Origin of the sequence: Xanthomonas sp. D-36-1, assembly GCF_017746155.1 — a bacterium.
GTDB classification, from domain to species: Bacteria; Pseudomonadota; Gammaproteobacteria; order Xanthomonadales; family Xanthomonadaceae; genus Xanthomonas; species Xanthomonas cissicola.
On sequence record NZ_JAGHWR010000075.1, the window covers coordinates 1 to 23699 of the forward strand.

Sequence of the window (23699 nt, forward strand, 5' to 3'; positions counted from 1 at the left end):
GGAATTGTTCAGGGCGGACTCTGTACTTCCAACAGTGCGCGCCGCGATGACGGCGCGCACCGTCATCGCATCCCAGCCCTTACGCGTCCTTGCTACCGATCGTCGGCGCTGCCGAGGTCGTGGTCATCACCGCGTGGCCGCCGAACTGGTTGCGCATCGCCGCGAGCAGTTTGTCGGTAAACGAATCCTTGTCGCGCGAGCGCAGCCGCTCCATCAGCGACAACGTGATGACCGGTGCCGAGACTTCCAGATCGATCGCTTCGGCAACCGTCCAGCGGCCTTCGCCAGAATCGGCCACGAACGGCGCGATGCCGGCCATGGTCGGGTTATGCGTCAACGCATCGGCCGTCAGATCCAGCAACCACGAACGCACCACGCTGCCATCGCGCCAGATTTCGGCAACCTGGTGCAGATCCAGCGCAAAATCGGCCTTGTGCTGCATCAGCGCGAAGCCTTCCGCATAGGCCTGCATCATTCCGTATTCGATGCCGTTGTGGACCATCTTGGTGAAGTGGCCGGCACCGCTCGGGCCAACCCGTCCCCAGCCCTTGTCCGGCGCCGGCGCGAGCGTTGCCAGGATCGGATGCAACGCAGTCACCGCCGCTTCGTCGCCTCCCACCATCAAGCTATAGCCTTCCTGCAGACCCCAGATGCCACCGCTGGTGCCGCAGTCGACAAACGCGATGCCGCTGGCCTGCAGCAATGCCGCACGCCGCTGCGAATCCTTGTAGTACGAATTGCCGCCATCGATGACGATGTCGCCGACCTGCAGCAAGGGCAGCAGCTGCGCCAGCGTGTCATCGACGATCTTGCCGGCCGGCACCATCAACCACACCACGCGCGGGCTCGGCAGTGCGGACACCAGCGCTGCCAGCGCATCGGCCGTGACGATGCCCTTGGCTTGCGCGCTGGTGCGCGCGTTCGCGCCCGGATCGTAGCCATGCACGCGATGCCCACCATTGACCAAGCGCTCGGCCATGTTGGCGCCCATGCGGCCCAGTCCCACCATACCCAGTTCCATAATCGCTCCTCATGATCTGATCAGTGCAGGGTGCCACGCTCGGCGTACGCCGGCGTGGCGGAATTCTCAATGGATTGTTCCGCGACGGTGGCGGCGCTGCACTGCTGCAGCTGCCAGTCGATCCACCGCCAGTACAAGGTGGTGCGCAAATTGTGCAACGTCAGATCGATGGCGTACGGCGTGCGCGGATTACGGTCGAGCAGGCGTGCCACGTGGTAGCCGATCGGCTTGGTGCCTTTGGGATGCACATAGACCAGAAAGCCTTGGTAGAACGGGTCATCCAGCAGCGTCTGCAGCTGCTGCAGCTGTGCCTGCTGGTCTGGGTCGAGCGTGGCGCGCAACGCTGCATCGCGCTCGTAAAGCAGGCGCTCGAAGCGGCGCTTGCCAGGCCCGCGCAACTGTTTGGCCAACTCCCAGATCTGCCGGTTGCGCGCGTCGTAGTACGCAAAGCCACCATGCTGCGCCAGCGCCTGCGCGGCTGCATCGCTGACATCCACCACCACGAAGTTTTCGGCCTGATTGTGGATGTCGTCCAGGTAGGACTTATCGAACACATGTGCGATGAAGCCTGGTGCGCCGACGAACGCCTGCCGCCCGAGCTGTGAGGTTTTCACCGCCTTGCCGTCGGCGAAGAATTCGCCGGCATGCGCACCGAGCAGGATGCTGTCGGTGTTATGCAAGGTCAGGAACGTGCCGATCGACACTTCGCCAGGCGTAAATACCTCATCGAACCCGCCATCGCCGAATAGCTCGCGCTGGGTAGCGAGCTGAGCCACCTGTCGGCCTACGCCGCACTCGGAACGCACCTGGCCACGGTAGAACGCATCCAACGCCTGCGCATTGCTGCCGCGCGGCTGATACCCGCGACCGAAACTGCGAAAACCGCTCCAGCCCTGCGCGGCTGCGCCACGCCAGCCGAATCCGACCCAGCCCAGCTGCAGCGCCGAGAAGCGGTAGCGCGGGTTGTTCTGCAAGTGCGTTACCGCGCGGAGGGTGGCCGCACCGAGTTCGAACGCATAGGCGCAGTGCGTGGCTGCGTCGTCCAGCACGGCGGTGAGCGCTGCGCCGCGCTGTTGCGCGTCCCAATCGGCCGGAAGCGTCAGCTGTAGGTCGCCGGCGGACTGCGCCTGCGCAAGCGTGCCGCGCGTGCAAGGTGCGCCGCGCTGGACCAACGGCGCGCTCACCGCGGCGCGATGGATGGTCCATCCCAGCCGTCGCAGCAGCGCTTCCACGCAATCTGCGCTGGCGGCGTGGGCGGTCTGGCTCGGCGCAGCGTCGGCGACCTGCAGAAGCTGCCCCGCCAACAAGCCACTTGCACATGCCAGCGCAGCAAGTCGGCGCAGGCGCGCATGCCGTGGCCGCATCGGCGCCGCTGGTGAGCGCGATGACGCACTGTGCTGCGCGCGCACAACACTCATTGATGGCATAGGCAATGAATCGTCCGCACGACGCCGCTCTCAAACGTAGAAAGCCCCGGCATGGCCGGGGCTCACAGGATTCAATTCAGACCAACCACTGCACCGGACTCAGCGACGTTCGCAGACGCGCTCGACTTGGCGATTGCCGTTGGCCTGCTGACGATTGCCCTGGATGGTACGTCCTGCCGCACCGCCCGCCACGGCGCCTGCCACGGTCGCCAGCTTCTTGCCGTTACCGCCGCCAACCTGGTTGCCCAGCAGGCCACCGATTGCAGCGCCGGCCAGCGTCCCGCCGATGCGGTTCGGGTCGGTCGAGTTCTTTTGCACTTCGACATTGCGGCAGCGCACGCGGGTGCCGTCATTGAACCTGCGACCTTCGTCCGCTTCGGTATAACGCTGCTGATGCGAATAATTTTGAGCCTGTGCGAAGGTGCTCGTCGCCATCAGGCCGATCAGGGACATACCCAGCAGGGAAGTGCGCATCTTCATCGTTGTTCTCCACGTTTCTCGCCCGCTCGGCGAGACATGGGCGCACTCTGGCCGCTGGCTCGAGAACACAACGTGAAGCGCACGCCTGGCTATTCAGGCTTTGTAGCGAAGCGTGAACACGCCATCACGGCTGCGTGGCGGGCTCGGTTTGCGGCACCTTCGCCGGTGTCGGTGGGGGGTCTTGCGCTTCGACCGGCAATGGCGCAACCGGCGGCTGCGCGACCGCTGTGGGAGCGGCTGCAGCGGGCGCAGGCGATGCGGGCGTCGACGCGTTCGCTGCAGGCGTTGCGGAAACTGCGGCTGTCGGCGCTGGTGTGGCCGCATGTGCAGGTGCGGGCGCAGGCGCTGCACTCACCGCAGCAGGTACTGCTTCGGTGACCTTGGGGAGATACGAATTCAGGCGTTCGAAAAAGCGCTTGTAGAACGCCGCATCCTGCACCGTGGTACTGGATACGCGCACCAGCGAATCGCCGCTGCTGCCGACCGGCAACGACAACGAGCCCAGCACGCCTACGCCCACGCTGGCCGAGGTGGAGCTCTTCTTCAGTGCGTAACGGTCCTGCAACGCACTGACGAATACCTGCGCCTTGCCGCCGTCCTGGCTGGCGCAGGAAATGCGCAGATTGAGTTGTTCGCTCTGGTCGGCTTCCTTGAGCTGGAAGTTCTTGCTGCCTTCCACCGCGGCGGCATCTGCGCGCGTGACGGCGTAGCCCTGGCTCAACAGCACACGCCGCGCCGCCTCGCAGGCTTGCGGTGAACTGGCCGCCACGCTGCGCGAATAGGTGTCGTCGGAATTGAACGACTCGCGCATCAGCATCGTGTCGCCCTTGCTGCCGCCGCAGCCAGCCAGGGTTGCCAGCGCGCCAAGCAGTGCGCCGCGCGCGATCAGGGAAGAACAAGACATAGGGAGATTCCGGCATCCAAAACCGGCACAGAGCATAGCGGCAACCCATGTGCGCGCGGCGTCGCGTTGCCGGGTCAGGGCAACGGCGGTTCATCCACTGGCAATTGCAGGTCTATCTGCAGGCGGCGGCCATCGGCACCGATGCGCTCGGCGCGCAGGTAATGGTGCGCACGCACCACCGCCAGTGCCACCGGCGCACGGCACGGTTCGCCCCACAGGCTCAACGCGAAGCCCTGTTGCTGCAGCCAGAGGGTAAGGCGGTCCCACAGCGCTTGTTCGCCACGCAGCATCAGGTCCAGATCGGCCGGGCCGTCGGGCACCAGGGTCGGCGACGCCAGCCAGCGCGCGTAGCTGCCATGCTCCACCACTGGCAGGCCCTGTGCCTGCACCGCCTGCAACAATTGCGCGGCCTGCTGCAGATCCAGCCGGGCACGACAATGCTGAAAGATCAGCGCGTATTCGTGGCTGCGATTGCTCTGTGCGTCGGCATGCGCCAGCGCGGCGGCCGGACGCCGATAGCACAGCACCCGCTCCTCGCGCAGGGTGAACAGGCTGGCCAGGATGCGGCCCAGATCCCAGGCCTGCGCGATCACGCGGCCGCCGACCACCACGTTCTGCACCATCGCCACGCCCACGCCGTCGGGCCGCATCTGCTTGCGCAGCGCATGGAAGACCGCACGCATGCCGGTCAGATAGCTGGCGTAATCGCTGCTCGCGTAAAGCTGCCCAGGCAGCACGTCGCCACGCCAGTGGCAGCCGAAATACGGCACGTTGGTCAGACACAGGTCGATCGGCCCCGCCGGCGCGGTGACGGCCAGGCTGCCGACCACCACCGGCGCCTCCACCGCATACCGCTGCAGACGCGCACGTGCCAACTGCGCGCGTGCCGGATCGATTTCCATGCCATGCGCGTTGCGGCCTTCCAGCGCGGCCGCCAGCAAGCTGCTGCCAAAGCCACAGAACGGGTCGAACACCTGCTCGCCCGGCCGGCTGAAATGGCGCACAAACGGGCGCATCTGATTGACCCAGCCACAATCGCGCCCGCCAAGCGGGTCGGCCGCGCGCAGATCGTCTGGCAGCGCCCAGGCGGCATCGTCCGGGGCCGGCGTCCACCAGCTGCGCTGATCGAACTCATCCATCGGTGGGTTCCCACAACACATCGGCATCCGGGTCCCAGCCCGCACAGAGACGGCCGTTGGCGAAGAACACCAGCTTGTACAGATCGCCGGTCGCGTGACGCGCATGCATCGCGGCGTAGTCGGCGCTTTCGAAGACCACCTGCAGGCCCGTCTGATCGCGCAGCCGCACATTCCAGAAGTAATAGCCTTCGGTCAGGCCATCGGGTTGCCAGCGCGACCACCAGGGCTGCTGCATGCACTCGGCCAGCAAGGTGTCCACACCAACACGGTGCTCGCCGATATAGCGCAACGTGCCGTTGCTGCGATAGGCATCGTCCAACCGCGACAATTCTCGAAAGATCACCTGGCTGGCGCCACAGCTGCGCGCCCACGCGATGTACTGCGCAATGGCGTCGGCATTGTCCACGCCACCGCGCTGCACGATGCAGACCAATCGCAGCGGCAGCCGCGCTGCCAGCCGCCGTGCCGTCTGCACGAAGGTCGCCACATCGGCGATGGGCTCATCCGGGCGGAAACGCATGATCGCGTCGTTGCGCTCCTGCAACCGATGGTGACGCGACAGCTCGACCCACGACAGCCCGAAGCCAACCAGCGCATCGATCAGCTGCGCACCGTCCGTACGCGCCAGCCCGGCGCCATTGCTGTACAGCACGCGCTGCTCGATGCGCGGGCCGTTCGACGTGGTTGCCAGCGTCTGCAGCAAGGCTTGCAACCACGCCGCATCGTCGGTCATTTCCAGACCCGACAACGAATACGACAGCGGCACATCGCGCAGCAGCTGCAAGACAGCGCTCAATTGCCGGAAATAGGCAGGCCCAGGTCGCAACGTCGCTGCCGCACGACCGCCGCGGTGCTGCCGCAGATTTTCCGAACAGAACCCGCAGCGCGCCGAACACGGCCGCACCGAGGCATACGGGGGAAAGGTGATCGGCAGCGCCGCGCGATACGTGCGCGCGCCGATGCGCAGCGTATGCCAGCGACTGGCCTCGTCCTGCAGCGGCACGCGCCGCTGCAGGTGGGGTGCTGCGGCGCGCAGACGCGCCAACAGCGCCGAAGCAGGCAACAAGGAGATGTCGTCGATGGAAGCGTGCATGGCGAGCCCTGCGCGCCGCGCGTCAGCGACGTGCGGCATTGGCACGCGCGCGCACCTGCTCCAGCGTCCACTCCTGTTGCGACACGCCGTTTTCCCACACCGTGACCAGCGCGTCTTCGCTGTCCGCGTAGGTGTCGACCTCATCGAGCAACGCGCTGCGGTAGCTGCCATCGTGGCGATCGCGCAGCAAGGTCAGGCGACCGCGCTTGCTCTGCTTGCCCTGGTCGGTGATCGGGTCCTTGTAGACATCGACCCACTGTCCGTCCACGCGCACCGCCGAGCACTTCAACGCAAACTTCTGCGTGTCGCGGTCCACCTTCTGCAGCAACGCACCGCCCATCCCGAAGGCGACATTGTCGGCGGCATAGCCGGCGGCGGTGATGCGTTCCAGGATCGCGCGCAGCGAGGTCGGGTTGATGCCATCACCCTGGATCACCCGCACATGGTTGAGCACCTTGTAGCCCTTGCCATTGAGCTGATGGCCGAACGCTTCGTCCAGCAACCGCAGGCACTGCTCGACCACGTCCACCGGGTCGCCCGAATCCGGACGAATCACCACCGTCGCGCCGGAGGCGATCACTTCCTCGCGCAAGGTGGTACCCCAATGTTCGGAAATGGCACGGTAGATGTCGTAGCTGTCCGACACCACCGCCACGATCGAACCGGGGCGCGCGAACTGCCTCATCATGTTGCGATACGCATCCACCTCACGCTCGCGCCCCCAGCTGGTGATGGTGCTGTGCTCGGCAGCGGGAATCGAATACCCGGCCACCGGCGTGTGGTAATGCGCACGCGCCAGCAGCAATGCCGACAAGGTGTCGGTGCCGAGAAAGTTCACCAGATGCGCGGCACCGCCCAACGCGGCCGAGCCAAGACTGGACACGCCACGCGCGCCAAAATCGTGCAGTTTGAAAGGCAGCTGCCCTTCCGGATCGTCGCTGGTGCGCTCCAGGTAGTCGCGCACGATCTGCTTCACCTGCCAGCTCACCGTGGCCACCGTCACCGGGTACCACACGCGCAGCAACAAGGTTTCCAGATACGACGGCACCCAGAACGCCTTGGCGTCGGTGGACTCGATGGTCATCAGCACGTTGTGCGTTGGCACCACGGCGCCCTCGGGCACCGCGCGGATGCGGATCGGTAACTGCCCGCCAAGCCGGTCCACGATATCGCGCCAGCCGGCTTCGTTGAACGGCTCGCCATGCGCAGCCAGCAAGTCTCTCGCATCGTCGATGTCGGCGTGCGTCACCGGCCGGTTGATCGCGTCCTTCAGGAGCGACTGCAGACCGAAAAACACGGTCTGCTCGTAGAGCCCACCGCGCGATTCGACATAGAAAAACGAGGCATCGGTACCGGGCGGATATTGCAGCCAGTGGCTGGCCTTGTAGCTATCGGTGTTGAGCAGCAGGTTATCGAGGTAATGCATGACGGAAGCTCCTTCGCGTCGAGTGAACCGGCGGTCTGTCCGCCGGTGGGAGGTCACGGTTCAAGCGGTCACGGCATGTGCGCCCTGGTGGTATTGCGGCAGCACGTCGTCGTCTGCGCGTCAGCCACGGCCCAGGAAGAATTCAAGAATGTGCAGGTGGTCTTCGTACAGGCGCGGGCCCATCGCCATCACTTCGGCGATCGGAATCCAGCGTGCCTTGTCGGCATCGTCGCCGCCGCGCACCGCAGGCAACTCCCCGGCCGGAAACTCGAAATGGAATGCATGGGTAATGGTGCGTCCGCGCTGACTGCGCTCGGGATGATCGAAGACCTGCTTGCCACGCAACGAGCCCTTGAGCACCGGCACCGGCAACTTGAGCCGGGTTTCCTCGCGCAACTCGCGCAGGCAGCAATCCAGCAGCCCTTCCTCCTGGCCGACGAAACCGCCGGGCAACGCCCACAATCCCTTCCCCGGTTCGGCGCGACGCCGCACCAGCAGCACATGGCCCGAATGCACCACCACCGCATCGGTGGTCACGAATGTCGGCGGATATGGCGCGTCTTTCCACGCGGCGCGGTATTGCTCGATGAAACGGTATTCGGCCACCAGTTGCGCGTAGCTGGGCGAGTTGCGCCGGAAGGCCTCCAGCATGTCGTAGACGGGCGCCGGCACATTGCCACGCAACATCAACAGCCCGCCGTGGAAACCGATGTCGCCGGCTTCGAACAGATAGCGGCGCAATTCGGTGGCCGACAGCGTTGCGGTGTGTTGCACGTCCTCCAGCGGCCACTGCGGAAACTCACGCAGGTAGTAGCTGCTGGCATCCTTGTCCATGCCGATCAGGCCGATCTTCGCATCCAGCGTGCCGCCATCGGCTTGCACCGCTTCGGCAACCTGCCGCTGCACTTCGGCGATCCACAGGCTTTCGTTGTACAGATGGTCGCGTAGCGGGCGCACGAGCAAGCGCGCGTTCTCGCCCGGCAGCGCAGATTCGATCATCACCGCACGTTCGGCGACGGTCCAAGGGTTGCGAATGGTGCGGGGCGTGTCGGCCGAGCCGATCAGCACGATGAGCTTTTTCGCCTTGCCCAGCGCGTGGCGGGCGACGGCGGCGTGGCCGTTATGAAAGGGCTCGAAACGCCCGATAAACACGAGATAGTCGTACGGTGTTGCCATGAGAATCCCTCACGGTTGAGTGGTGAGCTGGCGGTCTGTCCGCCGGCTTGGTGAAATGCTACGCCGATGCACGACGGCGTCAAGCGGCCGATTTCCTCTGCATCGGCGATCGTCGCCGTGACGCAGCGGTCATCATCTCTGGCTAGACTCGGCGCTCTTGCTTCTTCAAGGAATTTCCCTGCATGCCACGCTCCATCGCGCAGGTGCTGCGCTGCCTTCTGGCAATCGGTGCACTGTTGTGCATCGCCTTACCCGCGCTGGCTGGCACGCCGGCTGCGCCACTGCGGGTCATGTCGTTCAACGTGCGCGTGCCGGCCGATACCGATGGCGACAAACGCTGGCAGGTGCGTCGCGCTGCCATGGTCGCCTTGATCAAACAGACGCATCCCGATGTGTTCGGCACCCAGGAACTGGTGAGCGAACAGGCGGCCTTTCTGGCCGAACAGTTGCCCGACTACCGCTGGTTCGGCCAGGGCCGGCGCGGCGATGACAGCGACGAGCACATGGGCGTGTTCTAGGACGCGCGCGTCCTGGAGGTGGTGGAGTCGGGCAACTTCTGGCTGTCCGACACGCCCGAACGCGCCGGCAGCATCACCTGGGGCAATGTACTGCCACGCATGGCCACGTGGGCGCTGTTCGAGCGCCGCAGCGACAAACGCCGCTTTTACCTGTTCAACACGCACTTTCCGTATCGCGATGAGGACGAGCCCGCCCGCGAGCGCAGCGCGCGCCTGATCCTGTCGCGCATCGCGCAATTGCCTGCCACTATCCCGGTGGTGCTGACCGGCGACTTCAACAGCGATCCGGACAAGATCACCTACCCCACGCTGACCGCAGTGCTTCGCGATGCGCGTGCACAGGCCAGCAAGCGCAGCGGGCCGGAAAATACCTTCCAGGATTTCACCACGCACCCGACCCGGCGCATCGACTGGATCCTGTATCGCGGATTGCGTCCTTCCCGCTTTGCGACCCTGGACGATCGTCCCGGCGGCATTCTGCCGTCGGACCATTATCCGGTGATGGCCGAGTTCGACTGGCCACGCTGATAACACGGACGCGCAAGAGCCGTTGGCCGGCAGCGAGGCGCGTGCCGGCTGTGACACGGCCACCCGATGCCCGCAGCGCTGCGGTCATCGGGCCGGATGAATGCCGGCATGCGTGGCGCTGGCCTGCAGCCATTCCAGCAAGGCCTGCAGGGTGACCGAGGGGGCGTCGCGCCAGATGATGGACAGCTCGCGCCGCGCCCAGGTTTCCTCCAGCGGCACCGCCGTCAGTTGCTGCCTGACACTGGAGCACGCCAGCGCCGCGTGCGGCACGATGGCCACGCCCACGCCGCGTGCCAGCATGCGGCACAGCGTTTCGAGACCCGGCACGCGCGCACGGATGCGCAGCTGTACGCCGGCCCGGGCCAGATGAGTCCGCAGGTGGCGCTGCAAGGCGTTGTCGGCCGATAACGCCAGCAACTGCATCGGCGCGATATCGGCCAGACGCAGGCTGCCTGCGCCGGCAAGCGGATGGCTGGCGGCCACCGCGACCACCAGGCGATCCTGTCGGAACGGACGCCGTTGCAGGCCGGTGAAGTTGGCATGCCCGGCCACCACGGCAAGGTCGGCACGTTCATCGCGCACGGCATCGGCAGCCTCCTCGCTGCCCCATTCGGCCAGGGTCAGGTCCACCCGCGGATGGGCCAGCAAAAAATCCGCAACGCACTCGGGTAGCCATTCGGAGAGTGCGGCGGTGTTCGCAGCCAATCGCAGAGTGACCTGTCCACCGGGTCCGTAATCGCCAAGCTCGCTGCGCATGGCCTGTTCCTGGCGTGCCAATGCCCGTGCATGCCGCAGCAGGACCTGGCCGGCGGCGGTGAGCGTCACGCCTCGCCGACCACGCTCGAACAGGGCCGCGCCGATCTGCAGCTCCAGCGCGCGAATACGCGCACTGGTGGCCGCCAGCGACAGCGCCACGCGGTCGGCGCCGGCAGTGATGCTGCCGGTGTCGGCCACCGCAACAAAGATCCGCAAGTCGGTGAATTCCACCTGCATCTGCACCTCCAGCCTTCGGCGTGGCCGAAGTCTGCCTCAAACAAAGACAGCTTGCCGGACACCGCTGCCGCACCGATCCTGCTGCCCATGAATGAAGACGTGTCGCAACTGGTCATGGTTGCCGCTGTGTTCCTGCTGGCCGGCGCGGTCAAAGGCGTCGCCGGCATGGGGCTGCCAACCGTGGCAATGGGACTGCTGGGGCTGTGGCTGCCGCCCAGCCAGGCCGCCGCGCTGCTGGTGCTGCCTTCGTTGGTGACGAATCTGCAGCAGGCCTGGGGGCCAGCTGCGACCGAGCTGTTGCGGCGTCTGTGGCCGGTGCTGGCCATGGTGGTGGCGGGCACCTGGTTGAGCGCCGGGTTGATGATTGGCGGTCATCCGCGTCACCTGCGCGGCGCGCTTGGGGTCCTGCTGGTCGCCTATGCCCTGCTTGGGCTTGCCCGCCGACAATGGACCCTGCCGCCACGTCACGAGCGCTGGGGCAGCCCGCTGATCGGCCTGGTCGGTGGCCTGCTCAATGGCGCCACCGGCGTGCTGGTCCTCCCGGTGGTGCCCTACCTCTCTGCGCTGGGCCTGCCACGCGACCTGCTGATCCGCGCACTGGCCGCGTGCTTCGGCACGGCAACGCTTGCACTGGCGACGGCGCTGGTCTGGCATGGTGGAATGCCGCTCTCGGCCGGCCTGCCATCGCTGCTGGCGCTGCTGCCCACCGCAGTGGGAGTGTGGGCCGGCACGAAGGTGCGACGCCGCATCTCTCCCGAGGTATTCCGCCGGATATTTTTCGGCACCTTGCTGCTGCTCGGCCTGCAGGCCTGCTGGCAGGCGATCGGCTGAGACGCTGCCAGCGGCAACGCTATTGGCTAAATGAAAACGCCACCGGCAAGCGGTGGCGTCCATGCATTGAATCGGCAGCGTGGCTCAGTCTGCCCAACGTCCCGGGGAGGTCGACTTCGGCAGCACCTGCGCCGACAACGGCTTGTCCTGCGACAGCAAGCCCAGCGCATCGGCCAGGATGGCCGCCGATTCATGCAGCAGTGGATCCGGGCGCTTTTCGGCCGCCTTTTCGCGTGCAGTGTCCTTGACGATGTCGCGCTCGTTACCGGTCAGGCCATCGTCGCTGTCTTCGGCAAGCGGATCCAGCGGCAGGCCGAGTTGCTTGCGAATCTGCTGGCGATCCTTGCGCTGCTGATCCTGCTTCTGTCGCTCGGCAACGCGCTCGGCCTCATTCAACGAAATGTACTTCTTGGCCTTTTCGTCGCGGAACTGCTTGACGTCCTCTTCCCACCACTGGAATTCCTTGTCGGTGGCAATCCGCGCAGTGTGCAGGGCCTGCAACTTGGGCAGCAATGCTGCGAAGTTGCCGTACTGGGTATGCGGGGCAGCGGCGATACGCGTCCACGGCAACGCATTGTCGTAGGTGCTCTCACCGAACTCTGTGGCATCCACGCTGGCCGGGAAGGCGATATCCGGCACCACACCCTTGTGCTGGGTGCTGGAGCCGCTGACGCGGAAGAACTGCGCGATCGTCAGCTTGACCTGCCCATACCGCTGCCCTTCGGCAGCAGGCCAGCGATCCAGGTCGACGATGTTCTGCACGGTGCCCTTGCCGAAGCTGGTTTCGCCGATCACCAGACCACGACCGTAATCCTGGATCGCACCGGCAAAGATTTCCGATGCCGACGCCGAGCCGCGGTTGATCAACACAGCCAGCGGGCCGTCCCAGGCGACCTTGGGGTCGCTGTCGCCATTGACGGTGACGCGGCCGCCGGATTCGCGGACCTGCACGACCGGCCCCTGCTCGATGAACAAGCCGGTCAGTTCGATCGCCTCGTCGAGCGAACCACCGCCGTTATTGCGCAGGTCAAGCACCACGCCATCGACCTTGTCGGTCTTGAAGCCGGCCAGCAGCTTGGCGACGTCGCGCGTGGCCGAGGCGTAGTCGGTTGCATTGCGACGGCGGCCTTCGAAATCCTGATAGAAGCCCGGCAGCTTGATGATGCCGATGCGGCGCTGCGGCTCGCTGCCGGTGGCCGGCAAGGTGATGGTTTCGCCCTTGGCAGCCTGCTCGGCCAGGCGCACCTTCTGACGGGTCAGGGTCACCGTGCGGTGCTTGCCATCGATGCCCGACTCGGCCGGGATGTACTCCAGGCGCACCTGGGTATCCTTGCTGCCGCGGATCTTGGCCACCACGTCGTCGATGCGCCAGCCAATCACATCTTCGATCGCGCCACTCTTGGCCTGTCCAACGCCGACGATGCGGTCGCCCGGCTTGAGCGTGCCATCCACTGCCGCCGGACCGCCCGGGATCACCTCGCGGATCACCACCATGTCGTCCTGTTTCTGCAGCTGCGCGCCAATGCCTTCCAGCGACAGCGACATCTGCTGGTTGAACGTTTCGGCAGTGCGCGGGGTGAAGTAATCGGTGTGCGGGTCGACGGCGTTGGTATAGGCGTTGACGAAGAACTGGAACACGTCTTCGCCCTTGAGCTGCTTGACCGAATCGGCCAGTGCCACATACCGCTTATCCAGCGTCTTGCGGATGTCGTCGGGCTTCTTGCCGGCCAGTTTCAGGCGCAGCCAATCGTTCATCACCGACTGGCGCCACAGCACGTCCAACTGCTTGTCGTCTGCAGCCCACGGCACGTCCTTGCGGTCGTACTCGAACTTGTCGTTCCCGCTGAAATCGAAGTCCTGCTTGAGCAGGTCGCGCGCATACTTGACGCGTTGATCGACGCGCTTCTTGTAGACCGAGAACACCTGGAACGCCGGCTCCAGGTTGCCGCCGCGCAACGCGTCGCCAACACCGGCCTGGAGGGGTGCGAAGCTGTCGATATCGGCCTGGGTGAAGAACTGTTTGCCGCCATCCAGCGTTTCCAGATAGCGCTTGAACACGTCCTTGGACATCGCCTCGTCCAGCGTGCGCGGCCGGTAGGCATAGCGGCTGTCGGAGAGCAGGCCATACACGAGTTTGGTGGCCGTCGCCTGATCGGGCGTGGCAGCGGCCGGCAGCGCAGTATCGGCGCGTGCGAGCAAAGCCATCGGAGTGGTCAACACCAGCGCCAGCAGGCCGGCCTTCATGCACGAAGAAACGTTGTAGGTCATCGAATGGCTCTCGGCACGGGGCCGACGAAAGAGAGGCGGTGAACGGATCAGACAGCATGACAGTGCCGAAAGTTGCTGGCGTTGTCATCCGCTGGCTGAATCAGCCTAGCGCCGGGCCCGTAGCGGATTGTGAACGAGACCGTACCTTGCGGCTGCACGCCGCACGGCCAGAGACGACGACAGCCCCGCGCGATGCACGGGGCTGTCGTCGATTGGCATTGCGATGTGGCCGGCCGAAGAACGTCGCGACTGTCGAGTCAGCGGTCCACTCGCAATACGCGAGGCCGTCCGGCATTGAGCGCACCAGCATCGCGGTGTTGCTGCCAGCACCGATCGCCCACCCGCCGCGGCAGTCGTCCGGTCGCCTGTTGCCGACTCAGGCGGCGACGCCGGCGCCTGCAGCCTGACGATCGGCGTGGTACGAGGAACGCACCATCGGGCCGGAGGCAACATGACTGAAGCCCAGCGCATTGCCATAGTCTTCCAGCGCCTTGTATTCCTCCGGCGTCCAGTAACGCATCACCGGATGATGGTGCGGCGTCGGCTGCAGATACTGGCCGATGGTGATCATGTCCACATCGTGCGCGCGCAGGTCGCGCAGCGTAGCCTGCACCTGGTCCATCGTCTCGCCCAGGCCCAGCATGATGCCGGACTTGGTGGCGATGGACGGATGCTGCGCCTTGAAGCGCTGCAACAGCGTCAGCGACCACTGGTAGTCCGCGCCGGGGCGCACATTCGGGTACAGGTCCGGCACGGTTTCGATGTTGTGGTTGAACACGTCCGGCGGGCTCGATGCCAGGATCTCCAGCGCGCGGTCCATGCGGCCCTTGCCACGGAAATCCGGGGTCAGGATTTCGATACGCGTGTTGGGCGAGCTGGCCCGGATCGCCGAGATGCAGTCGACGAAATGCTGCGCGCCACCGTCGCGCAGGTCGTCGCGATCCACGCTGGTCACCACCACGTATTTCAGGCCCATATCGGCCACAGTGGCGGCCAGGCTGGCCGGCTCGTTCGCGTCGGGCGGCTTGGGCCGGCCATGCGCTACGTCGCAGAACGAGCAGCGCCGGGTGCACACCTCGCCCAAAATCATGAAGGTCGCGGTGCCGTGGCTGAAGCATTCGTGGATATTCGGGCAGCTGGCTTCTTCGCACACCGTGACCAGGCGGTTTTCGCGCAGCTTGGCCTTGAGGTTCTGTACCGCATTGCCGGACGGAATCCGCACCCGGATCCACGACGGTTTCCGCAGCACCGGCGCATCCACAAACTGCACCGGCGAGCGGTTGATCTTGTCGCCACCGATCTGCTTGACGCCGGTCTGCAGCGGCGCAGGCGCGGCAGTGTCGCCGGAGACGACCTGCAAGGGAATGGAACGGGCGATAGGCTGGGTCATGACGATACGGGGCGCTCAGGCCGGAAGCGAAAGGTCGGGCAATGCGGAAGTGGGCTGCAGAACGAGGCCGAACTGGCGCGCCAGCTGGTCGAGCAGCACCGCCTTGACGGCGTCCATCCCGGAGGGGCCGCCCAAGTCTAGCACCGAGGTCACCTGCAGACCCTGGTAGCCACACGGGTTGATGCGGTGGAACGGTTGCAGGTCCATCGCCACGTTGAACGACAACCCATGGAAGGTGCAGCCACGCCGCACGCGGATCCCGAGCGCGGCGATCTTGGCCCCGCCCACATACACGCCAGGAGCACCGTCGCGGCGCTCGGCCACGATGTTCCACTCGTCCAGCGTATCGATCAGCGCCTGTTCGATCTTGCACACGTAATCGCGCACGCCGATCTTCAGCCGGCGCAGGTCCAGCAGCGGGTACACCACCAATTGGCCAGGGCCGTGATACGTAACCTGCCCGCCGCGATCAACCTGCAGCACCGGAATCTCGCCCGGGGCCAGCACGTGTTCGGGTTTGCCGGCCTGGCCCAGCGTAAACACCGGCGCATGCTCGACCACCCAGATCTCATCGACCGTGTACTCTTCGCGCGCATCGGTGAAACGCTGCATTGCACGCCACACAGGCGCGTAGTCTTGCGGGCCGAGGTCGCGTAATTGCGCAGGCAGGCCAGCCATGGAGCTGCTCACAGGCTCGGCCGCTACAGCGTCCACTTCACTTCCGGATGATCGCGCAGCGCCTGATGTGCGGCCTCGAACTGCTCGCGACTTTGGGCACGGAAGCCAATCTTGACCGAGACATACTTTCCGCTGGAAGAATGCTTCCAGCTCACGCTCTCCTGCAGCAGCTCCACGCCGGTGGCGGCAAGCAGGCGCGGAAGCTCGGTTTCCAGCCCACGCTCAGCCGTGCCCATGGCGCTGAGCTCGAAGGTGCCGGGAAACTGAAAGCCGTGATCGGGGTTGTCGGTGCTGATATCCATCCGCCCATTATCGGGCCGGCGATGGGCAAACCCAAGCCTCTGCGACCGATCGACGCGCCTGGCTGGTCTGGAGTGCAACCATGCGAGCTGCACCGAACTTTTAAAAATGTGACGCGATTGCGCTGCTGAACCGAACCCAGCCATGGGTAGTTGGCAGCGCGGTCGCGAGCCGAAGCGGCAGAGGCTGCAGTCGCGACCACACACTTCACACAGCGCAACAGAAGACACAGGCATTTTTCCGATTCCAGCTCCCCTCTCCAGGCCCTCCATGCTCCGACCGCGCGCGTTGTCTGCTGCCTTGCTGCTTTCTCTTTCCGGGCTGTCGCTGCCGGCCCTGGCGGCGGATCAGTGCGATTCCAGCCGCCTTGGGCGCACGCCGCCTGCGGTGAACTTCCGGGTCGATAACGACCTGTTCGGCGGCGAAGATCAGGACCAGGGGTATTCCAACGGTGCGGTGCTGACGCTGGTGTCGCCGAACCTGGTCGATTACACCGACGACCCGTGCCTGCCGCGGACTGCGCGGTGGGTCAACAGCTATCTGGAACGGCTGCACCCGGGCGAATTCGATCAGCAGAACATGGTGTTCTCGCTCGGCCAGGCGATCTTCACCCCGACCGATTACACCCGCCGCGACGTCATCCCGGACGACCGCCCTTATGCGGGCATCCTGCTGGCGAGCTTCGGCTACAACGCGCGTAACGATGCACACCTGCGCACCACGCAGCTGCAGGTCGGCATTGTCGGTCCGTGGGCGCTTGCGAAAGAAGCGCAGGATGCGATCCACGATGCGCTCGGGGACGAGAAATTCCAGGGCTGGGACAACCAGCTGCACAACGAGCCGCTGATCAACCTGGTGCACGAGCGCATGCATCGCTGGCCGGCCGATGCCAGCGGCAATGCCGGTGGATTCGGCTGGGACTTCATTTCGCATTGGGGCGGCGCGGTCGGCAACATGGCCACGCATCTGAATGCCGGCGGCGAGGCCCGCTTTGGCTGGAAACTGCCGGACGACTTCGGCAGCACCCCCACCCGACCCGCGGGCGAAAACACGGCTCCCAGCCGGCTCGGGCGCGCCAGCGGCTGGTCCGGCCACCTGTTCGTCACCACCGACGCGCGCTGGGTGATCCGCGACATCACGCTGGACGGCAACACCTTCCGCAACAGCCACAGCGTGGACAAGCGCCCGTTCGTCGGCGACGTGGGCTACGGCCTGGCGGTGATGTACGGCCGCTGGAAATTCGCCCTTGCCCGCTACCACCGCACCCGCGAATTCGACACCCAGCGCGAAACGCCGGTGTATGGCAGTTTTACGATTAGCCGGATGCTTTGACGGCTGGGATTCGGGATTCGGGATTCGGGATTCGGGATTCGGGATTCGGGATTCGCAAGAGCGGGCCAGCGGGATTTGGAAGAGCAGCGCGGGGCTTCGCCGCTGCCCTCGCTTTTTCGAATCCCCAATCCCCAATCCCCAATCCCCAATCCCGCAAACAAAAAAGCCGGCGAAAGCCGGCTTTTTTGTTTGGATTACTCCGATTCCCACCACATCCAGAACGCGTCCCAGAGGCGCTTGAAGAATCCGCCCTCTTCGACGGCGTTGATGGCGACCAGCGGGGCCTGGGCGATGACCTTGCCGTCCAGGCTGACCTTCACGGTGCCAACCTGCTGGCCCTGCTTGATCGGTGCCTGCAGGTTCTTGGGTACTTCCATGCTGGGCTTGAGGTCGTTGTAGCGGCCGCGCTGCAGGCTGACCAGCAGCGGCTGTGCCACGCCGAGCTGCACTTCGTCCTGCTGACCCTTCCAGACCTTCTGCTTGGTGACGACCTTGCCGGGCGCGTACAGGCTGTGGGTTTCGAAGAAGCGGAAGCCCCAGTTGAGCAGCGCCAGGCTATCGGTGGCGCGCTGTTCTTCGGAGCTGTCGCCCATGACCACGGCGATCAGGCGCTGATCGCCGCGCTTGGCCGAGCTCAGCAGGCAGTAGCCGGCTTCGGAGGTGTGACCGGTCTTGATGCCGTCCACCGCCTGATCGCGCCACAGCAGCCGGTTACGGTTGCTCTGCTTGATGCTGCCGACCTGGAATTCCTTGATCTTGTTATAGGCGTAGGTCTCCGGGTAATCGCGCACCATCGCGCGGCCCAGCAGGGCCAGGTCGTAGGCGGTGGAGTGATGCCCCTCGGCGCTCAGGCCGTGCGCGTTGACGAAGTACGAATCCTTCATGCCGATCTTGGCGGCGTAGCTGTTCATCAGCGAGGCGAAGGCTTCTTCGCTGCCGGCCACATGCTCGGCCAGCGCGATGGCGGCATCGTTGCCGGACTGGATCGCCATGCCCTTTTCCATGTCTTCCAGACGCGCCGTCTGGTTGACCGGGAAGCCGCTGTAGCTGCCGTCGGTGCCCGCACCGCCTTCGCGCCAGGCGCGTTCGCTCATCATGACCTGGTCGTCGCGCTTGACCTTGCCGTTCTTGATCTCGGCGGCGACCACGTAGGAGGTCATCACCTTGGTGATGCTGGCCGGCGCCAGTTGCTGGTGGATGTTTTCACCGGCCAGCACCTGCCCGGTGGCGTAGTCCATCAGGATCCAGGACTTGGACACGGCCGGTGCGGGTGCCGGCGGCACCGGCAAGGCGGCCGGGGAGGCAGCCACGGCAGGAGTCGGCTGCGGCGCAGGTGTCTGGGCGCAGACCAGGCCGAAGGCGAACGTGGCCACGGCAGCGGCGGCGAAGCGGAATTTCATTGAAGAACGACTCCTGACGGGCCCGAAAGCCGGGCAATGCGAAATTGTAAGACGCCACGGCGATCAGGGCGACGCGTTGCACGATGCATGCGCTTGCGCAGTTCAGCGATGGCGGCGGTCGTACGGACGCTTGTGGTGCCTCAGGCGAGCTGCCGGAAGCGGCACGCAGGTACGGGCATTGCTTGCAGCGCGTCCAACGAGGCGACGCTGGCGCGCAGGCGCTGGCTGGATGCAGACGACGCGAGGGGCCGCGACGTGCATGCCGAAGCCGACCTTGGCCGCATCCGCCTTGCAGATGCGCGATGTTTGCCCGCCGATTGGGTGTGCTCAGCCGTTCCCGGTAACGCCGATGCAGCCAATGCGCACGCAGCGGGTGCGCTCACGCTCGATCAGCCACGCGCTGACCGACCCATGCGCATTAATTGGCCACGATCTGCGGACGACCGAAACCGAGTCCGGCGATGCGCTGGGCAATCTCCGACGCATTTGCATGGTCGCGCGCATTGACGCGTAGCCGCCACAGCGTGCGCCCGCCACTGACGATGTCGCTGACGCTGGCACCGGCGATCCCCGCCGAGGCCAGTTGCGACAGTGCGCGATTGGCGTTTTCGCGGCTGGCGAAACTGGCGACCTGCAGCAGGATGTCGCCGAGTGCGGCTTCGGCCACGCTGGGTGCCTTGGCGGGCGCTGGCTCGGCCTTGAGCGGGCGCGAGGCAGTGCTCTCGGACGGCTTGACCGCCGCAACCGCGACCGGCGGCGCTGCGGCGGGTACGGCGGCGGACGCTGACGCGGCCGGTCGCGGGGCCGCAGCGGCCGGCTTGCCGGTGGCCACACGCACGCCCTGCGCCTTCATCCAGGCATCGAAGTTGTCGGCATTGCCAGGCTGGCGCGAGTCGGCAACGCGGTAACGCCAACGCTCGCCAGCCGCAGCGACCGGCGCGCCGCCAGTGGGTGCCGTGGCGGAGGCGGTCACCGCGGCGCCGGTGCCGGCACCGGTGGCGACCGCACGCGGCGGCACGGTGCGTGTCGGCAGGCGCTGCACCAGGCCATCGATCTGACTGGCGCCGGCAGCCGGCCGCGCCGTGGCCACGGCGGTATTCACCGGGGCCTGGCCACTGCGGCGCTTGGCGAGCAGATTGCCGTTGTCGGCTTCAGTCAGGCCGCGGACTTCGACATTGCCGGTGCCCTTGCCGGTGATGCCCAACTTCACTGCCGCGGCGTAGCTCAGATCGATCACGCGGCCGTCGTGGAATGGGCCGCGGTCGTTGACGCGCACCACCACCGACTGGCCGGTGTCGGTGTTGGTGACCAGCGCAAAGCTGGGCAGCGGCAAGGTCTTGTGCGCGGCGGTGAAGGCGTACATGTCGTACACCTCCTTGTTGGAGGTCAGCCGGCCATGGAACTTGTTGCCGTAATACGAGGCGGTGCCGCGTTCGACATAGTCGCTAGGGTTGTCCATCACCACATAGCGCTTGCCCAGCACTTCATACGGCGAACGATTCCCCACCGCCGAGCGCGGCTCGTTGGTGACCAGTGGCTCTGGGATGCAGGCCACGTTGGGCACATGATCGGGCGTGGAGTCTTTCACGCCGGGCTTGTACAAGCCGCCAGCGGTGTAGTCGCCGCGCGTGGACGGGTCTTCCTTTGCGGGTGCATACGGCGAGGTGGACGGGCACCCGGTGGCGACATACGCCGGACCCTTGCCTTCGACCTTCACACCCTTGATCGCACCGCTACCGTTGCCGCCGGCAGTTTTCTTCGGTGCGCTGCTACAGGCCGCCAGGCCAAGCATCAGCGCCATCGGGACCAGCCACTTGGGGCCTGCAATGCTGTTCATGCCGGGGGTAACTCCTTGCCGGCGATGGCGTCGGACAGCTGGAACACGGCCATCGCATACATCTTGGAAATGTTGTAACGGGTGATCGCGTAAAAGTTCTGGAAGCCCAGCCAGTACTGCTTGCCGTTGGCGTCGTCCAGGCTGATCGGGGTGGCGGTGCTGCCGGCCACCACCGGTGCGCTCGGGTGATAGCCGCGCGCCGACAGCTCGGACAGCGTGTATACCGGCGACCAGTCGGTGGGATTGAATTCTTCGTGCCCAGCGGCCAGCGTGGCCGGCACCGCAACTTGCCCGCCACGCACCCAACCGCCCTTCTTGACGAAGTAGTTGGCGATCGAGGCGAACACGTCGTTGTAGTCGGTGAACAGATTGCGCTTGCCGTCGGCATCGCCGTCCACGCCGAACTGGCGATAGCTGGACGGCATGAACTGGCCCATGCCCATCGCGCCGGCGTAGCTGCCGATCAACGTGGTGACGTCGAGCTGTTCCTCTTTGCCGAGCGCGAACAACTGGCCGAGTTCATCGCGGAAAAACAGTTCGCGGCGCACTTCGCGTTCGAGCTTGGCCGGGTCGCCGCTGCGCGGATAGCGGAACGCCAGCGTGTACAGCGCGTCCAGCACGCGGTACTTGCCGGCGTTGCTGCCGTAGCTGGTTTCCACCCCGATGATCGCCACGATCACCTGTGCCGGCACACCGGTGGCCGCTTCGACCTTGCTCAGCTCGGCGCGATGTTCGGCGAGAAACTTGCGGCCGCCGTCGATACGCGCCTGGGTGATGAACATCGGCCGGTATTCGTTCCACGGCTTGACCCGTTCGGCCGGGCGCGACATCGCAGTGACAATGGCGTCCTTGAATTGCGCCTGCGCCAGCACCGCTTCGATCTGCGCGGCATCGATGCCGTACTTGGCCGAGGTGTCGCGCACGAAGTTGGCGCGGGCGATCTCGAACGGGACCGGGGTCAGGTCGACTGGCGGAAGCGCAGGCGCCTCGGCGGCGGCGCTTGCCGGCGGCGCTGACGTCGATGGCGCAAGCGGTGGCTTGGCCGGCGGCGCGCTGGCGGCCGGTGACGGGGATGGCGGGCTGGGCTGGGTCGCGCAGGCGACAAGGCCGAGGGTGAGCAGGCAGGTCAGTGTGCGTCGAATCATCGGCCGAGGGTAACAGACATCAGATGAACTTCTGGCAATAAGGCCATGAAACGCAAAGACTTTAGTCAAGGTCAAGCCTGCTGCGTTTGCGGCAGGGGATTCGGGATGCGGTTTCGGTGGCGCCTGCGGGCGGAACGTTCCGGCACGGGGCGGTGGTGATGTGTGGGGCCGCAGCCCTATCTGCCATGCTGAAGGACGTACGTTCGCGGGCGAGGCGCCAGCGGGTCTGGCGCGGCGAGTGACGGCAGCGCCAGCGAAATCACAGCGCGGGGAAGCGCGGTGCGCCCGAGCAGGTGGGCACCGCACCGCCGACCTGCACGGTGCCGGTGGTGACGCCAGCCCCCGACGGCGTGACGGCGCTGTTGCTCAGCCCGATCTGCGCGTTGCTGGCGCTGATCGACGCGTCGCTGTGCGCCACGTTGGCCAACACTAGATCCAGCGGTGTCTGCGCATCGAAGCCTTTCAGGATCCAGCCCTTGCCGCCGGCATCGTTGTCGGTTTTGAGCCCATCGACCACGATCTGGCCGAAGGTCGGTCTGGTACCGCTGGTTGCGGCGGCGTAGAACGGGTTGATCACCAACGGGCTGCTGACGCCGTGCAGGCAGGTGTTGCGATAGGTAATCAGACTGACCGGACCACCCTTGGCGAGGCTGGTCTTGATGCGCAGGCCGCTGTTGTCGGTGCTGCGGTTGCCCATATCGTCGGTGGACACCAGCGCATTATTGTCGACCAGCACATTGCTGACGCCGGACATCACTTCGCTGCCGATCGAGATGCCGTGGGTGCCGTAGCAGCGCGAGTTGCGCACGGTGATGTTGGCCGACTTGGAGGCGATGGTCTTGATCGCCACGCAGTCGTCGCCGCCCATCACATCGCTGTCGTGGATGGTAGCGTTGACCACGCTGTCCAGATCCAGGCCGTCGGTATTGGGGCTGGTGGCCGGCGACTTCACCCGCACGCCCCAGATGGTCAGGCCGTCGACGATATGCGCGAAGAAATGGAAATACGCCGCATTGATCAGGTTGATGTTGTAGAGCGTGAATGCCGTGGCGTTCTGCACCTTGATCAGGTCGGGGCTGTTCTGCACCTGGCCTGCGTTCTTGGCGTTTTCGCCGGATTCCCACCAGGTGGCGCTCTTGCCGAGCATGGCCAGGTCGCCACGCCCGTCGATGGTGCCCTGGCGCCCGCCGGTGCGCATGCCCATCACGCCCGCGTTCGCACCTTTGATGCCGATCAACGGCAGGCAGCTGACGCTCTTGGAACCGGCGCTGCCGCAGCCGCTGCCATAATCGGCCGGGTTGCGCGAGCCGTACACGGTCACGCCCTGGTCGACGACCAGGGTGACGCCAGCGGGAATCGTCAGCGGCCCGGTCAGAAAGGCGTCGCCGCTGCCGCTGGTGAGCAACACTGCGCCGTTCTTGCACGCAGTGAGTGCCGCCTGGATGGTTGTGGTATCGGGCGGCGCGCTTTCCAGCGCCGCCTCGAACAAGCGACCGTTCGGCGTCTGGCTGGCCTTCAACGCGGGCTGGCAGAGGGAGGGAATCGCAGGTTGCGCGACAGCGCGCGCATCGCCGGTGGCGAACGTGACGGCACCGGCTTGCGCGGCCAGCGCGAGACAAACCCCGCCGATGGCGGCGGCTAGGAAATTCCCGCGGAAAGCGCCAGAAATGGCGAAATTCCGAAGTTCCAAAAGCCACTCTTCGGAACGACGCCACCTTCCGCCCTGTCAGGTCTCGTTGTTCAGTACTTCCCTAAACGACCCTGCAACCTGGCCTAACATTCCTCAGCCTGTTGTCGACTTTTCTGCCGGAAT

The 23699-nt window shown here is 65.6% G+C and carries 19 protein-coding genes and 1 pseudogene; 3 read left to right on the forward strand and 17 right to left on the reverse strand.

Features of this window, described 5'->3' with window-relative positions; all coding sequences use genetic code 11:
• Positions 1-79 precede the first annotated feature (79 nt).
• The 8 genes from gnd to J7367_RS18425 form a co-directional block, all read right to left on the reverse strand.
• Entirely contained in the window at positions 80-1021 is a 942-nt protein-coding gene (gene gnd, locus J7367_RS18390; protein WP_057662731.1) for a phosphogluconate dehydrogenase (NAD(+)-dependent, decarboxylating), read from the reverse strand.
• Positions 1022-1041: 20 nt separating this feature from the next.
• A complete protein-coding gene (locus J7367_RS18395) occupies positions 1042-2385 on the reverse strand; it encodes a hypothetical protein (protein ID WP_057662728.1) in 1344 nt (447 codons plus the stop codon).
• Positions 2386-2547: 162 nt separating this feature from the next.
• Positions 2548-2928, reverse strand: coding sequence for a glycine zipper 2TM domain-containing protein (locus J7367_RS18400; RefSeq protein WP_005911143.1), 381 nt, complete (start codon positions 2926-2928; stop codon positions 2548-2550).
• A gap of 124 nt (positions 2929-3052) precedes the next feature.
• Positions 3053-3832 (reverse strand): DUF2242 domain-containing protein, encoded by a 780-nt coding sequence (locus J7367_RS18405; protein ID WP_057662725.1) that lies wholly within the window; start codon positions 3830-3832, stop codon positions 3053-3055.
• A gap of 74 nt (positions 3833-3906) precedes the next feature.
• Positions 3907-4971: a DNA methyltransferase gene (locus tag J7367_RS18410; protein ID WP_057662722.1), complete on the reverse strand. Its 1065-nt coding sequence runs from the start codon at positions 4969-4971 to the stop codon at positions 3907-3909.
• Positions 4964-6064, reverse strand: a complete 1101-nt coding sequence (locus J7367_RS18415) for a hypothetical protein (protein ID WP_057662717.1) — start codon at positions 6062-6064, stop codon at positions 4964-4966. The genes J7367_RS18410 and J7367_RS18415 overlap by 8 nt, the downstream gene beginning before the upstream one ends.
• 22 nt (positions 6065-6086) lie before the next feature.
• Positions 6087-7490, reverse strand: a complete 1404-nt coding sequence (locus J7367_RS18420; RefSeq protein ID WP_057662714.1) for a nicotinate phosphoribosyltransferase — start codon at positions 7488-7490, stop codon at positions 6087-6089.
• Between the two features lie 120 nt (positions 7491-7610).
• On the reverse strand, positions 7611-8666 hold the full coding sequence (locus J7367_RS18425; RefSeq protein WP_007968536.1) for a bifunctional nicotinamide-nucleotide adenylyltransferase/Nudix hydroxylase: 1056 nt from the start codon (positions 8664-8666) through the stop codon (positions 7611-7613).
• Positions 8667-8848: 182 nt separating this feature from the next.
• Between J7367_RS18425 and J7367_RS18430 the strand changes: the two are divergent.
• Positions 8849-9712, forward strand: a pseudogene (locus J7367_RS18430) (endonuclease/exonuclease/phosphatase family protein).
• Positions 9713-9796: 84 nt separating this feature from the next.
• On the opposite strand, the gene J7367_RS18435 reads toward J7367_RS18430, so the two are convergent.
• The gene (locus J7367_RS18435) at positions 9797-10711 is read right to left on the reverse strand and encodes a LysR substrate-binding domain-containing protein (RefSeq protein ID WP_176215054.1); all 915 of its coding nucleotides are present in this window, start codon (positions 10709-10711) and stop codon (positions 9797-9799) included.
• Positions 10712-10792: 81 nt separating this feature from the next.
• Between J7367_RS18435 and J7367_RS18440 the strand changes: the two genes are divergently transcribed.
• Positions 10793-11536 (forward strand): sulfite exporter TauE/SafE family protein, encoded by a 744-nt coding sequence (locus J7367_RS18440; protein WP_057662733.1) that lies wholly within the window; start codon positions 10793-10795, stop codon positions 11534-11536.
• A gap of 84 nt (positions 11537-11620) precedes the next feature.
• On the opposite strand, the gene J7367_RS18445 is transcribed toward J7367_RS18440, so the two are convergent.
• From J7367_RS18445 to J7367_RS18460, 4 genes are all read right to left on the reverse strand, one after another.
• Entirely contained in the window at positions 11621-13780 is a 2160-nt protein-coding gene (locus J7367_RS18445; protein ID WP_173361965.1) for a carboxy terminal-processing peptidase, read from the reverse strand.
• A 400-nt stretch (positions 13781-14180) separates the two neighbouring features.
• Positions 14181-15194 carry a lipoyl synthase gene (gene lipA / locus J7367_RS18450; RefSeq protein ID WP_007968529.1) on the reverse strand — a complete coding sequence of 338 codons (1014 nt, stop codon included), beginning with the start codon at positions 15192-15194 and terminating at the stop codon, positions 14181-14183.
• 15 nt (positions 15195-15209) lie between these two features.
• Positions 15210-15908 carry a lipoyl(octanoyl) transferase LipB gene (gene lipB / locus J7367_RS18455; protein ID WP_057662710.1) on the reverse strand — a complete coding sequence of 233 codons (699 nt, stop codon included), beginning with the start codon at positions 15906-15908 and terminating at the stop codon, positions 15210-15212.
• Positions 15896-16174 carry a YbeD family protein gene (locus J7367_RS18460; protein ID WP_003482721.1) on the reverse strand — a complete coding sequence of 93 codons (279 nt, stop codon included), beginning with the start codon at positions 16172-16174 and terminating at the stop codon, positions 15896-15898. Before J7367_RS18460 ends, lipB begins: the two co-directional genes overlap by 13 nt.
• A 268-nt stretch (positions 16175-16442) precedes the next feature.
• On the opposite strand from J7367_RS18460, the gene J7367_RS18465 reads away from it, so the two are divergent.
• Positions 16443-17504, forward strand: a complete 1062-nt coding sequence (locus J7367_RS18465; RefSeq protein ID WP_057662708.1) for a lipid A deacylase LpxR family protein — start codon at positions 16443-16445, stop codon at positions 17502-17504.
• A 194-nt stretch (positions 17505-17698) separates the two neighbouring features.
• Here the strand turns inward: J7367_RS18465 and J7367_RS18470 are convergent, their stop codons facing one another.
• The 4 genes from J7367_RS18470 to J7367_RS18485 form a co-directional block, all read right to left on the reverse strand.
• On the reverse strand, positions 17699-18904 hold the full coding sequence (locus J7367_RS18470) for a D-alanyl-D-alanine carboxypeptidase family protein (RefSeq protein ID WP_057662705.1): 1206 nt from the start codon (positions 18902-18904) through the stop codon (positions 17699-17701).
• A gap of 418 nt (positions 18905-19322) precedes the next feature.
• Positions 19323-20741 carry a septal ring lytic transglycosylase RlpA family protein gene (locus tag J7367_RS18475; RefSeq protein ID WP_057662703.1) on the reverse strand — a complete coding sequence of 473 codons (1419 nt, stop codon included), beginning with the start codon at positions 20739-20741 and terminating at the stop codon, positions 19323-19325.
• Positions 20738-21886 (reverse strand): lytic murein transglycosylase B, encoded by a 1149-nt coding sequence (mltB, locus tag J7367_RS18480; protein ID WP_057662702.1) that lies wholly within the window; start codon positions 21884-21886, stop codon positions 20738-20740. Before mltB ends, J7367_RS18475 begins: the two co-directional genes overlap by 4 nt.
• A gap of 259 nt (positions 21887-22145) precedes the next feature.
• Positions 22146-23555: a glycosyl hydrolase family 28 protein gene (locus tag J7367_RS18485; RefSeq protein ID WP_209028968.1), complete on the reverse strand. Its 1410-nt coding sequence runs from the start codon at positions 23553-23555 to the stop codon at positions 22146-22148.
• Between the last annotated feature and the right edge of the window lie 144 nt (positions 23556-23699).